General features: G+C 71.6%; 8 protein-coding genes. 4 read left to right on the forward strand and 4 right to left on the reverse strand.

The window, feature by feature from the left end; all coding sequences use genetic code 11:
• Together D7W79_RS26915 and D7W79_RS26920 are read right to left on the reverse strand one after the other, a co-directional pair.
• Positions 1-2,706: DEAD/DEAH box helicase (locus D7W79_RS26915; protein ID WP_439099233.1), on the reverse strand; the 2,706-nt coding region annotated here is incomplete at its 3' end.
• 266 nt (positions 2,707-2,972) lie between these two features.
• Positions 2,973-4,121, reverse strand: coding sequence for a hypothetical protein (locus D7W79_RS26920; protein WP_120528259.1), 1,149 nt, complete (start codon positions 4,119-4,121; stop codon positions 2,973-2,975).
• Between the two features lie 348 nt (positions 4,122-4,469).
• Here D7W79_RS26920 and D7W79_RS26925 point away from each other — a divergent pair, with 348 nt between their 5' ends.
• Both D7W79_RS26925 and D7W79_RS26930 read left to right on the forward strand, forming a co-directional pair.
• A complete protein-coding gene (locus tag D7W79_RS26925; RefSeq protein WP_120528260.1) occupies positions 4,470-6,497 on the forward strand; it encodes a YgiQ family radical SAM protein in 2,028 nt (675 codons plus the stop codon).
• 88 nt (positions 6,498-6,585) lie between these two features.
• A complete protein-coding gene (locus D7W79_RS26930; protein ID WP_120528261.1) occupies positions 6,586-7,086 on the forward strand; it encodes a hypothetical protein in 501 nt (166 codons plus the stop codon).
• A 95-nt stretch (positions 7,087-7,181) separates the two neighbouring features.
• Here D7W79_RS26930 and D7W79_RS45845 read toward each other — a convergent pair whose 3' ends face one another.
• Complete coding sequence (locus D7W79_RS45845) at positions 7,182-10,208, reverse strand: hybrid sensor histidine kinase/response regulator (RefSeq protein ID WP_276375512.1); 3,027 nt, start codon at positions 10,206-10,208, stop codon at positions 7,182-7,184.
• A 230-nt stretch (positions 10,209-10,438) separates the two neighbouring features.
• Positions 10,439-11,236: an alpha/beta fold hydrolase gene (locus D7W79_RS26940; protein ID WP_120528262.1), complete on the reverse strand. Its 798-nt coding sequence runs from the start codon at positions 11,234-11,236 to the stop codon at positions 10,439-10,441.
• Between the two features lie 130 nt (positions 11,237-11,366).
• Between D7W79_RS26940 and D7W79_RS26945 the strand changes: the two genes are divergently transcribed.
• Positions 11,367-12,338 carry a ChaN family lipoprotein gene (locus tag D7W79_RS26945; protein ID WP_120528263.1) on the forward strand — a complete coding sequence of 324 codons (972 nt, stop codon included), beginning with the start codon at positions 11,367-11,369 and terminating at the stop codon, positions 12,336-12,338.
• A gap of 147 nt (positions 12,339-12,485) precedes the next feature.
• Positions 12,486-13,667: a hypothetical protein gene (locus D7W79_RS26950; RefSeq protein ID WP_120528264.1), complete on the forward strand. Its 1,182-nt coding sequence runs from the start codon at positions 12,486-12,488 to the stop codon at positions 13,665-13,667.
• Positions 13,668-13,673 lie beyond the last annotated feature (6 nt).

Consider the following 13,673-nt stretch of genomic DNA (forward strand, 5'->3'; position numbering starts at 1 on the left):
CGGCTGGGTGGCCAGCAGCTCCAGCTTCGGCGGCGTGCCGGCGTGGACGCGCACGCGGGGGAGCAGCGACAGGAAGCGCGCGGGCACCGGGGAGGCGCGGGCCTCCGCGCGCGAGGCGAGCACCAGCAGGTACTCCTTCGCGCGGCTGGCGGCGACGTTGAGGATGGGCACCAGCGTGTGCGGCGGGAAGGGCCGGCCGCCGGCCACCGTGTCCACCATCACCACGTCGTACTGGGTGCCCTGCTGACGGTGGATGGTGGACGCGCTGAACATGTCGTGGCGCAGCCCCGCCGCGTTGCCCAGCTTGCGCAGCAGCGCCGCCTGCGCGCGGTAGGGCGTCACGCACAGCACGGTGAGGCCCAGGCGCACGGCCTGGCGGGCCAGCGTCACGGCGAGCTCCGCGGACAGCTCGCGCTGGTAGCCGGAGCCCGTCTCGCCGCGGCCGTGCGTGAGGCGGCGGTCGTCGCGGCTCAGGCCGTCCAGCACCAGCCACATCGCGCGGGCCGGGAAGGCGGGCACGGGCGGGGGCTTTTGAGCCCGGTCCTTCACGAGGTCGCCGTCCTCCAGCGCGCCGCCGTAGCAGAAGTGGCTCACCACGCGGGCGATGTCCGGGTGCATGCGGTGCTGGGTGCGAAGGAGCAGCACGTCCGGGCGCTCCGCGTCCTTCACCGCGTCCTCCAGGTGGGACAGGGCGCTGGCGCGAAGCCACATCTGGGTGCCCTTCCCCGCCCCTTCCGCCGCGCGGCTCACGGGGCCGATCTGCTTGGGGTCGCCCGCGAGGGTCACCTGTCTTGCCAGCGGCGCGAGCAGCGCCGTCGCGGCGCGCGTCACCATGCCGGCCTCGTCCACGACGAGCCGCTGGAAGGTCTCCTCGCCTTCCAGCTCCGAGACGAGCCGCAGGGCGCGGTGCACGGTGAGCACCATGAGGGGGCTGTCGCCCTTCTCCGCCTCCTTGAGCGTGGGGTCCTTCACGCGGCCGCGCAGCGTGCGCAGCTCCGCCTGCATGCGGGCGAGCTCCGGCGCGGCGCCGCCCCGGGCGCGCTCCAGGGTGAGCTCGCGCTCGCGCTCCTGGATGGTGTTGAGCAGCTTGCTCGTCTTGGTCTCCTCGAGCGCCACGGTGGGCAGCTTGGAGAGGGCCTCGCTGGCGCCGGTGCCGCCCCGGAAGATGCTGCGAGCCAGGGGGCGCAGCGGGATGGGATCGCGCTCCAGCAGGGCGCTGACGCGCATGACCAGTTCGTCCGCGGCGCGGTTGGTGGGGGCCACCGCGAGGATGCGTTCATTGGGGTAGGCCCGCAGGGCGCGGGCGATGAGGTCCGCGACGGCCGTGGTTTTACCGGTGCCGGGAGGTCCCCAGATGCTGCCCCATGGCTGGCGCCACAGCCGGTCCACGGGGATGAGCTCCGCGTCGCGGGGCGAGGGCGTGGACGGAAGGAGCTCACCCTTCGCGCGTGACAGCGCGGTGGTGAGGGCGGGGACGCGGTCCTCGTAGGCGGAGGCCGCCGCGCAGAGGGCCTCCGCGAAGTCGTAGGGCCGGTAGCACCAGCGCTCGCAGGAGAGGACGCGGCGGTCCAGGTCCTCGCCGGAGTCGGAGGAGGCGAAGACGCGGCCGGATTCGAAGTCCAGGTGGACGATGTTCCCGGCGAAGACCAGCTCCTCCCCCAGGAAGCCGAGCAGCGAGCCACCGGACCAGTCCGGATCCGAGGCCGGAACGGGCACGAGTCCCAGCACTCCGGGCCCGGCGAAGCCCACCTCACGGGCCTCCTGGAGGCGCTGCGCGCGGTACTGGCTGCGCTCGGCCACCAGCGCGTCGCGCAGGTCCTCGGGGAGATACGTCGGAGCCACCCACTGCTCCCGGCGGCGCCCGGAGGACACGGCGGCCTGCATGGCCTCGCGTTCCGCGGGGGTGACGTCGCCGGAGGCGGACACGTCACGGGCCGGGGCCTCCTCAGGAGGACGCACGTCGGCCGGGTCGTCCACGCGGATGAGGTTCGGCGCGGGCGGCTTCGGTGGGCGGACCGGCAGCGCTGCGCCGGAAGCGGCGGTGCCAGCCATGGACGGTCCCGCACCCCTCGCGCTTCGCGCCTCATGGGCCGGCGCCAGGTCCGCGAGGGAGTTCGTCGTGGAGGCGTCAGGGTCGACGGGCCGGGAGGGGCTGTCACCGATGGCGACAGTGCCCTTTGCTGGAGCAGGCGAGGACCGTGCCGGAGCGGAGCCCTCATCGGAGGACCGGGTGACGTTGGCGGCACCTCCCTCCAAGGAAACCGAACGGGCTGTCGCCGCGGACGTATTCGCCTGGGGCGCGTGGGCGTCCTGGACTCCGACGGTCTCAAGCGTGGGTGAGGTCCCCCCCTTGGACGCGTGCGGGTTGGCGGCAGCGGACAGGCCGTCGCGCGAAGGCGTCGGTGCGCTGGCCGCCCGTGATGGCGCAGCCGTCCCCGTGGCGTCGTCCCCCTGAACGGTGGGACGAACAGGCACCGCGCGGTTCACGCGGTGGGAGTTGGGCATGGACGCGAGCGCCGCGGAGTCCAGCTCGCGGAAGGTCAGCGTCTTTGGCCGGGACACGCCCCGGGTCACCTTGGGCGCGGGCGGTGCGTCCTCCGACTCCGCCTCCGACTCCACCGGGGGCCAGGACGAACGGACCCGGAGCACGGGCGCGGCGTCGCCCTGCTGGACGTCGGTGTCGTACTCCACGCGGAGCACGGGCATGAGGTCATCCGGAGCACGCTCGTCCCGCGGCGCCTCCCCCTGACCCGACTGCTCGTCCGTCCTGCGCATCATACGGGGTGCTCGCGGCCGCGGCCCTTCCTCACCTCGGAAGTGGCGGTGCCGGGAAGCCGGCCAAGCTAGGGGAGGCGTCGATCCCCGTCAACGCACGCGCAGGCTCCCTCGCACGCCTGCACCAGCGGTGAAGCCCGGGCCGCGCACACTCGCGGACCCGGGCCGTCATCCACCGCTGGGAAGCCCCGCGTGGACTACAGCAGCGGGCAGAGCAGCCCGCCGCCCGTGCCCGCCGGACAATCCGTGCCCTGGCAGTACACGGGGCCCACGCCCACGGAGATGATGCCCTGGAGGCTGGGCACCTTCACCTTGCAGCTGCCCAGGGTCGCGTTCCCAGACGCGTCCTGCACCGAGTACACCACCGTGTAGACGCGGCCGTTGCCCAGCAGGCTGGACTCCGCGCGCAGCTGCGCGGACTTGCGGTCCGCGCTCAGCACGATGTCCTTGCACTTGAAGAGGGCCAGGCTGAACAGCGCGTCCTCGGTCTCGTCCGACTCCACGCGGACGATGGAGCCCGCCTGCTGCAGGTCCAACGTCCCGCCGCAGGTGTCCACCGCCGGCTGCGCGCAGTCCGCCAGCGTCACCGTCTTGTAGTCCGCGCCTGCCGAGCGCGGCAGCACCAGGTTCTTGCTCGCCCCGGCCACCGGCGGGGTCGCGTCCACCACCGTCACCGTGGCGGAGCACGAGGCCGAGTCCATTCCGTCCGACACCGTGAGCGTCACCGGCGTCGTGCCCACCGGGTACACGCCCGCGGGGCTGTACGTGCGGCTCAGGGGCTGCGGGAAGCCGTCCGGATCATACGAGCCGTTGTCGATGGACGCCGACGCCCCACACGACGCGTCCGCCGTCACCGTCACGTTCTGGCACAGCGCCACCGGCGCCTGGTTCACCCGACAGCCACCACCGGCCGACAGCGTCACCGACGCGGTGTTGTTCTCCTCGCTGTCCTCCGGGAAGAAGTTCGTGATGTCCGCGACCACGAACAGCTGCTGCGCGCCCTCCGGCACCTGCACCGGCACCTCGAACGCGTAGCGCTCCTTGCCCACCAGCCAGGGCACGTTCACCGTCGACAGCAGCGTGCCGCCCTGGGCCGGGTCTCCAGCGAAGATGCCCGCCACCGACGGGTCGATGCCCGTCGGCGCCTCGTTGATGATGACGCCCTTCACCGTCGCCACCTGGCCGTCCTCGCACGTCACGCCCACCTCCGCGGCCGCCAGGTCGATGCCCGTGTGCACCGCCGACCGGGACTGACGCGGGGCCACGCCCTCCTCGAAGGTTTCGGTACCACAGCCGCCCAACATCAGCAGGGAGGCGAACAGCGAGAGAGGACGGCGCAAGGACATGACTGTCTCCGGGACAGGGCGTTGCCAGGTGGGGGGAAGGCGGAACCCGACGCCAGACAATGACAGCCAGGGCCCGTGAACAGTCTTTGCCATGAACGGAGTTTTCTAGCAATACGGGCAAACCTGCACCCAGGCCCAGGTGTATACAGACACCCCATTGGAGCCCCAATGACCCGGCGTCTGTCTTTGCGAGGAGTCGAGAAACGGCGCACGGACCGTCTGGGTTTGGACGACCTGGCGGGTTGCCGCTCCCCGGGGGAGCAGGAGGGCAGGCGGCCATCGCAGTGGACAGCGCCCGCCCTGATGGGGTTGGTTGGGCCCTCCCCCGCTGTTGAGGGGAACACGCCCATGGCCTCCATCTCCCAGCGCTACGCCCACCCGTTCCTACCCGTGACCCGTGCCGACATGCAGGCCCGGGGGTGGGAGCAGTGCGACATCATCATCGTGAGCGGCGACGCCTACGTGGACCACCCGGCCTTCGGGCCCGTGCTCATCGCGCGGTTCCTGGAGGGGCGGGGCTTCAAGGTGGGGCTCATCCCCCAGCCGGACTGGCACTCGGCGGAGCCCTTCAAGGCGCTGGGGCCGCCGCGCCTCTTCTTCGGGGTGGCGGCGGGCAATCTGGACTCGATGCTCAACCGGCTGACGGCCCAGAAGAAGAACCGCTCGGAGGACCAGTACAGCCCGGGCGGGCGCACCAGCTGCCGGCCGGACCGCGCCTCCATCGTCTACGCGCAGCGCTGCCGCGAGGCCTTCCCGGACGTGCCGGTGGTGCTGGGCGGCATCGAGGCCAGCCTGCGCCGCATCGCGCACTTCGACTACTGGAGCGAGAAGGTGCGCCGCTCCATCCTCTTCGACGCCAAGGCGGACCTGCTGGTGTTCGGCATGGGCGAGCGGCCCATCTGGGAGATCGCCGACCGGCTCCACCGGGGCGAGCGCATCGAGGACCTGACGGACATCCGGGGCACCGCGCGCCTCATCAACGACGCGGCGATGAAGGCCCTGGAGGCGGACCCGGCGAAGCGCGCGGCGGACCGCGACAAGGTGGTGGTGCTGCCCTCCTACGAGGACGTGGTGGCGGACACGCGCGCCTTCGCGGTGATGAGCCGGGACTTCCAGATGGAGACCAACCCCGGCAACGCGCGCGCCATCGCGCAGCGCCACGGCAACCGCGCCATCCTCATGAACCCGCCCGCCCGGCCGCTGGAGGACGGCGCCGGACAGAAGCCCGGGGACACGTCCACGGTGGCCATGGATGAGCTGTATGACCTCAAGTTCAACCGCGTGCCGCACCCCATGTACAAGGAGCCCATCCCCGCCTACGAGACGGTGAAGCACTCGGTGGTGCTCATGCGCGGGTGCTTTGGCGGCTGCACCTTCTGCTCCATCACGGAGCACGAGGGGCGCGTCATCCAGAGTCGCTCCGCGCAGAGCGTGCTGCGCGAGGTGCGCGAGGTGCGGCGCATGGGGGACTTCCGGGGCACCATCACCGACCTGGGGGGCCCCACGGCGAACATGTACAAGCTCAAGTGCAAGAGCGAGGACATCGAGAGCCGCTGCCGCAAGCTGTCCTGCGTGCACCCGGGCGTGTGCGAGAACCTCCAGACGGACCACGGGCCGCTCATCTCGCTGATGAAGCAGGTGCGCGAGGAGCCGGGCATCAAGCACGTCTTCATCGCGAGCGGCGTGCGCTACGACCTGGCGGAGCGCTCGCCGGAGTACGTGAAGGAGCTGGCGGCGCACCACGTGGGCGGCCAGCTGTCCGTGGCGCCGGAGCACGTGTCGCCGCGCGTGCTGGAGAAGATGAAGAAGCCCGGCATCGAGAGCTTCGAGCGCTTCCAGCACATGTTCGCGTGCGCCAGCGAGGACGCGGGCAAGGAGCAGTACGACATCGCCTACTTCATCAGCGGCCACCCCGGCTCCACGCTGGAGGACATGGTGATGCTGGCGCAGTGGCTGAAGGAGAAGGGCAAGCGGCCCCGCCAGGTGCAGGACTTCATCCCCACGCCCATGTCGATGGCGACGGCCATGTACTACACGGGCCTGGACCCGATGAAGATGGAGCCCGTGTACACGGCGAAGGGCCTGCGCGAGAAGCGGCTGCAGAAGGCGCTGCTGCTCTACTGGAACCCGGAGCACTGGCCGCTGGCGCGTGAAGCGCTGCGGCTCGCGGGCCGCGAGGACCTCATCGGCCGGGGACCGAACGCGCTGGTGCCGCCGGAGTCCGCCGCGGAGGCCGCGCGCCTGCGCCGCGCCTCGGAGAACGCGGAAGCCGGGGAGGGGCTGGCGACGAACGCGTGGCCCCGTCCGGTGCAGCCTCGTCCGTCGGGCCCTCGCGGCGGAGGGCGCACGCCGCGTCCGGGCCCGCGCGGGCGGTAGGGGCCCCCCGGCTTTCGCTCAGGGGGCGGGCTCGGGTATAGGTGCGCCGCCTTTCTTCAAGCGGCCACACCGCCGGAGCCACACCGCCATGCCCAGGACTTCCCAGGAGCAGTCGCAGGAGCGTCACGCGTTCCTGCTCGACCTCTTTCGCACCCAGCCCGACCTGAGCCGCCAGGACGCCCTGGAGAGCTTCAAGGACCGCTTCGGCGCGACCATCAACCTGCGCACGTTCAACGAGCTGCGCGACCAGGCGAAGAAGGAGCTGGCCTCGCAGCCCGCCGCTCCGGCCGCCGCCCCCAAGGAGGAGCAGGACGTGGACGTGCAGGACGAGCGGTCCGAGGTGACGTCGGAGGACGCGGGGACGCTGCTGAAGGCCGCGGCGGCTCCGGAGCTGCACAGCGGTGCGGCGCCGGCGAAGAAGCCGAAGGCGAAGGGCCCGGGCTCGCGCAACGTGTTCGTGGACGCGACCGCCGAGCAGCTCCAGTTCCTGGAGCGCGTGATTGGACAGCTGCAGGAGGCCGGCGCCGCCAACGTGCGCATCGACCACGCCACCGACCGGTGGATGGTGCTGGTGGTGGATTCGAAGTAACGGATTGCCCGTCGCCAGACAGCCAATGTCTGACACCCAGGCCCGCCTCCCTCACATGGGGAGCGCGGGCCTGCTTGCTTCAGGAGCAACGCCCGTCAGGCTCGCGGGCCCGCCAGGGGCAGTGACACCGTGAAGGTGGCGCCGCCCCCTGGCGTCTCCGTCACCTCGACGCTGCCGCCGTGGGCCTCCACCACCTGGCGGGCGATCCACAACCCCAGGCCCAGGCCTCCGAAGTTGCGCACGGACACCGCGCGCTCGAAGCGCTCCCAGATGCGCTCCCGGTCCTCCGGACGCACGCCCATGCCGTGGTCCACCACCGTCAGGCGCGCATGCGGGCCGTCCTGCTCCACGTGCACTTCCACCGGCTTGCCCGGCGCATACTTCATCGCGTTGGACAGCAGGCTGCGCACCACCTGCGCCATGCGCTCCCGGTCCAGGCGGACCGGCACCGGGCCCTCGCTTCGCAGCGTCAGGGCACACCCCACCCGCGTGAGTTCCTCCTGCTGCCGGGCCACGCCGTCCGACACGAGCGCGGTGAGGTCCTCGTCCTCCACCGTCAGGAGCGGAGGGCCGGCGGTGAGCTGCGACACGTCCAGCAGCGTCTCCACGATGGAGACCAGCCGCTGCACCTGCCGCTGGGTGTCGAGGAAGCGCTCGCGCATCCCGGCCCGCGCGTCCGCGTCCAGGCCGCGCTCCAGCCGCTCCAACTTGAGCCGGAAGGCCGCCAGGGGCGTCTTCAATTCGTGGCTCGCGACGGACAGGAAGTCGTCACGCGCGCGCACCGCCTCCTCCAGCACCACCTCCCGCGCCGCCAGCGCCGCCACCTCCCGGCGCACCCGCGCCATCTCCAGCTGGGTGCGCACCCGCGCGGACAGCTCGCGCGCGGAGAAGGGCTTCACCAGGTAGTCATCCGCGCCCGCCTCCAGCCCCTCCACCGACGCCTCCTCCCCTGCTCGCGCCGACAGCAGGATGAAGGGGATGGCCCGCAGCCGGGGATCCGCGCGCAGCTCCCGCAGCAGCCCGAACCCACCCAGGCGCGGCATCATCACGTCGCTCAGAATGAGGTCGGGGGGATGCTCGCGGATGGCCTGGAGCGCGGCCATGCCGTCCTCCGCGGTCTCCACCGTCACCACCCCGGCCAGCAGCCCGGTGATGTACATGCGCAGGTCCGCGTTGTCGTCCACCACCAGGACCCGCGCGGAGGCGTCGGGACGCAGCGGCGGCGCGGCCTCCTGCGTGCCTTGCGGTCCAGGCTCCGGCTCGACGGGCGGAGGAGGCGTGCGCAGCCATCCGGTGATCTCCTCGACGAAGGGAGAGGCGCCCTCGCTGCTGGAGTGAAGGACCTCCTTCCCCTCGGAGGCCAGCTGTTCGCGCGGCAGGTGCTGGTTGCCCAGGGGCACCGCGACACAGAACGTCGTTCCCTTGCCGGGCTCACTCGTCACGCCCACCGAGCCGCCGTGCAGCTTCGTCAGCTCCTGCACCAGGCTCAGCCCGATGCCGCTGCCCTCGTGGCTGCGCGAGCGGGCGTTCTCCACGCGGTGGAAGCGCTCGAAGATGTGCGGCAGCTCCGCCTCCGGGATGCCGCTGCCGGTGTCCCGGACCGTCAGCCGCGCGTGGCCCTCTTCCGCGCGCAGCCGGACGTGGACGCTCCCCTCGAAGGTGAACTTCATCGCGTTGGAGAGCAGGTTGAAGACAACCTTCTCCCACATCTCGCGGTCCACCCAGACAGGCTCCGGCAGGGGCGCCAGGTCCACCGTGAGGACCAGCCCGGCGCGCTTCGCGATGGACTCGAAGTGGCTCACCAGCTCCGCGGTGAAGGCGGACAGGTCCGTGGGCTGGAAGGCCGCGCGCACGCGTCCGGCCTCCGTGCGGGTGAAGTCGAGCAGCGTATTGACCAGCTTGAGCAGCCGGCTGGCGTTGCGCTGGACCAGGGACAGCCGCTCGGCCTGACGCGGCCCCAGCGGCTCCGCGGCATCCGCCAGCGCGTCCTCCACGGGCCCGAGCATCAGCGTCAGGGGCGTGCGGAACTCGTGGCTCACGTTGCTGAAGAAGGCCGTCTTCGCCCGGTCCAGCGCCGCGAGCCGCTCCATCCGCTCCTGGGCCTCCTGCCGCGCGCGAGCGCTGGAGACGGCCGTGGCCAGGGCTCCCGCCACCAGTTCGAGGAAGCCCCGGTATTCCCCCGAGGGGTTCAGGAAGGGGCTCAGGCCCGCCACCAGGAAGCCCAGGTCGCGGTCCCCTTCCGCGTGCGGCAGCGGCAGCACCAGGGCGGGCCGGGGCGGCTCCGCGGCCTCCGACGGAAGCCGTGCCTCCAGCCACCCGCTCACGTCCTCCACCCACGGGGCCTGGCGCGTGCCCGCCACCGGAGCCAGGAGCCCTCCCGCGGGCCCTCCGTCCTTCGGCGCGCGCAGGTCGAGGGACGCGGGCACCGCCGCGCTCAGGGCGCCCATGCCGGTGGAGCCCACGAGCAGGGTCCGCGCTCCTTCCGCGTCCGTGACGTAGAGCCAGGTGAAGGGCAGGTCCGCGGGGTTCTCCGCCAGGGCGTCCAGGCCGGCCCGGCACGCCTCCTCCACGGAGCCCGCGCCGCTGGAGCGCTGGGAGAGGAGGTGCAGCGTGCGCAGGCGCCGCTGCCCCAGCACCTGCCCCGTCGTCTCCAGGGCCGGCGTGTAGAAGCCCACCACCGTGCCGTTGTCATCCAGCACCGGGGTGTAGGACCAGGTGAAGTAGGCCTCCTCGGCGGAGCCGTTGCGCAGGATGGGCAGCGACTGGCTCTCCGCCCAGTTCGCCTGCTTCGTGCGCTCCAGGTCCTCGAACATGCGCCCCAGGTGGGGCCACAGCTCAGGGAAGACGTCGCGCAGCGGCCCCAGTGCATGGTCCGGGTGCTTGGCGCCCATGATGGGGATGCCCGCGTCGTTGTAGAGCTGCACGCGCTCCGGTCCCCAGTAGATGAACATGGGAAAGCGCGTCATCAGGCACATGCTCACCAGCGTGCGCAGGGTGGGCGGCCACGACGTGATGGGTCCCAGCGGCGTCCCGGACCAGTCCCGCTCCAGGATGAGCCGCCCCATCACGCTGCCGCCGCGCAACACGGCCAGCCATCCCTCGGGACAAGGCTCGGCCCCCACGGCTCCCGCCGGCTCCGGAGCGTTCTGTTCGTTCGTCGGTCGGCTCAGGGAAGGCTCGAGGGGTGCGGGACGCGTGGACGAGGAGGCCTGGGGTGGACGTAGCGATCCGTGCTCCCCACTTCAACGCCGGCGGCCGCCAGGCCGGTGCCTTCCGTCGCCTACCGAGCAGGGCTCCTCGGCAGGCGGGCCTCGAACCCGCTCACCGCCTCCACATGGAGGCAGGCGGGCAGCTAGGCCAGCTCACGCAAGAAGGACGCGACCACCGCTCCCAGGCGCTCCGGTTGGTCATACGGAAGGCCGTGGGAGGCGTCCTGGACCTGTTCGATTCGCACGCGTGGGTTGAGGCTCCGCAGCTCCGTTGCCATCTCCAGCGTGACGACGGGGCTGCTGTCCCCGATGACGAGCAGGGTCGGGACGTCAATCGCGCTCACCACGTCGCGGTACTCGGGGTTGGGCGGCGTGAGAACGTCGAAGGCGCCCATGCGCGTCTTCAGCCTCGCCTCGGCCAGAAGCTCGATGAGCTCGGGCGAGCGGCGCGGGTTCCGGGCTCGGGCCTGCGCGACGAGGTCGGACTTGAGGAGACCGAGGGCCCGGCGGTGTTGCTCGGCGACATCGCTGCCGTGCACCTCGCGTTGGCGCTCGGGGCTCAAGAACGTCGGGTCGACCAGGACGAGGCCGCGGAGGCCTGCCGTCCCTCGACTCGCCACCACCGCGGCGGTCATGCCGCCCATCGAGTGGCCAAGCAGCACCGGACGCGAGAGCTCCAGGCCACGGATGAGGCCCACGACGTCGCTCGCGTGGTCGTCGTACCGGTAGCCCTGGTGCGGCGCGCTCGAACCGCCGTGCCCCCTGGCGTCGGGCATGACGACGTCGAACGCACCTTCGAGCACGCGCGCCAGGGGAGTCCAGCAGGCGCCGCTCCCCATCAATCCATGGAGCAGGACGACGGGAGGGTGGGCGCCTCCGGTCCGGAGGTAGTGGAGGTTGATGCCGTTGGTTTCGTGGACTCCACGCATCCAGGTCGTCATGGGCCTGTTCCTGCCTGCCGCGGCTTCGCAAGTGAAGCCCAATCATGGTCGCTCGGGCCTTCTGTTCGGGAGTGAGGGCCCGGGCTCTTTCCAGCGGGCAATGCCGGCGCGGGACGGGTGAGATGACGGGATGACGCGAATCCCTTTCGTCCTTGTCCTCGCCCTGTCCCTGGGCTGTGCCAGCCGGCAACAGCCCTCCCCTCCTCCCGCGCGCGAGTGGGCCACGACGCTGCACCGGGACCACCCGCTGGTGGGACGCATCTGGGACGTGGCGGCGGGACGCTTCGTGGACGAGAGCGCCCTGCGCGCGGCGGTGGTGCCCGCGCGCTTCGTGCTCATCGGCGAGCGGCATGACCACCCGGACCACCACCGGCTCCAGGCGGAGCTGGTGCGCGCGAAGACGGCCGCGGGCCAGCGTCCCGCGCTCGCCTTCGAGATGCTGGACGTCACCCAGCAGCCCGCCGTGGATGCGGCGCTGAAGGCCCGGCCGGAGGACGTGGACGGCCTGGCGAAGGCGGTGGACTGGGCGAACAGCGGCTGGCCCGCCTTCAGCCTCTACGCCCCCGTGTTCACCGCGGGCCTTCAAGCGCACCTGCCCATCGTCGCCGCCAACCTGCCCCGCGCGCGGGTGCGGGAGCTGGTGATGAAGGGACCGGAGGCGCTGCCTTCCGACCTGCGCTCCCGCCTGGGGCTGGAGGCGCCCGTGCCCGAGGCGGAGGCGAAGGCGGTCCGCGAGGAGTTGGATCGCTCGCACTGCGGACAGCTCCCCCAGGAGATGCTGGAGCCCATGGCGCTGGCCCAGCGGGCGCGCGACGCGATGATGGCGGACCGGCTGCTGGAGACCGTGCCCGCGGACGGCGCGGTGCTCATCACCGGCAACGGCCACGTGCGGAAGGACCGGGCCGTTCCCGCGCACCTGGAGCGCCGCGCGAAGGACGTCTCCGTGCTGAGCGTGGCGCTGCTGGAGGTGTCGCCGGAGGCGCTCAAGCCCCAGGACTACGCGGACACCACCACCCTGCCCTACGACTACGTCTGGTTCACGCCCGCGATGCCGGAGGACGACCCGTGCAAGGCGCTGCGGGAGCGCAACACGAAGCCGTAGCACGCCAATGTCTTGCTTTCTCACGCCATGGAATGACTTCGCACTGACAAAGCAATGTCAGTCCTTGATGGTATGTGGAATGGCAGCAGTCGCCGGAACGGCTGTTCCCCCCGGGCAGCCTCAAACCCACATCTTGAGAGACTGACAATGACGACTCGAAGCCTCGGGTTTCGTGCGTGGCGTTGGAGCGCGGTGCTGAGCATGGCGCTGACAGGCTGTGCCGTGGAGCCGCAGGAGGAGTCCTCCGCGCAGGAGCAGCTGCAGGCGGTCCAGCAGCGGACGCAGGCCCTCACCCCACCCACGGGGTGTACCGAGATCACGATGAACGCGCTTGCGAATGGCATCCAGCTGACGCCGGTGAAGTATGGCAATCAGCCGACCTACCAGGGCACGTTCGGCTCCTTCGGCGACCCGGCGGTGGCGGACAGCGCGCTCATCCGGCTGGACGTGAACACGGCGCCGGGCCTGCATGATCTGGCGGCGGGGGGTGGCAACCTCTTCACCTGCGAGCAGTGCGTCTACGGCTACCAGGACGCGGGGACGACGGGCCAGAAGCTGTTCGTGGCGGACTCCGGTTCGCTGCTGCTGGCGCTCAAGGTGTCGCCGCAGCAGACGGTGGGCGCGCTCTACAACGTGACGCTGCGAGAGTCGGTGACCGCGGCGCCGCTCAGCGCGCCCTACAAAGGCAGCGCGGTGGTGCCGGGTGGAGCGTGCAAGTGGATCCGCTACGCGACCTGGAACACCGTGCGGTCCCTGGGCTGCGATCCGCGCCAGGGCTCGCTGACGGCGAACCTGCCGGGCCACACCTGCGTGGCGGACAACTACTTCGCGGATGACGGCACGCTGGAGAAGTCGGAGGGGACGAAGACGCAGGGCGCGGCGTGCACCTCCACGCCCGCCACGGAGGCCAACCACCCGGCGACGACGGACTGCGCGCAGGGCTTCGCGTGCACGGACCTGCTCTCCGACAACCCGCAGTGCCTGAAGACGTGCGACCCGATGGCGGCGGTCCCCGGCTGCCCCAGCGGCACCGTCTGCGGCGTCTACGGCCTGTGCATCGAGCAGTCCGTCCTGGAGCCCATCGGCTTCGCCTTCGACCCGGCGCTGATGGGTGAGACGTGCAGCGCGGGCTTCACCGAGTTCTGCGGCGTCGAAGGCGCCCGCGGCGTCTGCGCGGACGTGACGGGTTCGGGTCAGGCCACCTGCCTGCGCTACGCGCGCGCCCGGTCGGACTGCGGCGCGGGCGAGGAGCTGGGCTTCGTCAACTACCCGCTCTCCGGTGGCGGTTACGACCGCGGCAGCGGCTTCTGCTACCACGACGGCCTGTAGGACGGG

The sequence above is a fragment of the Corallococcus exercitus genome (assembly GCF_003611585.1).
Taxonomy (GTDB): Bacteria; Myxococcota; Myxococcia; order Myxococcales; family Myxococcaceae; genus Corallococcus; species Corallococcus exercitus.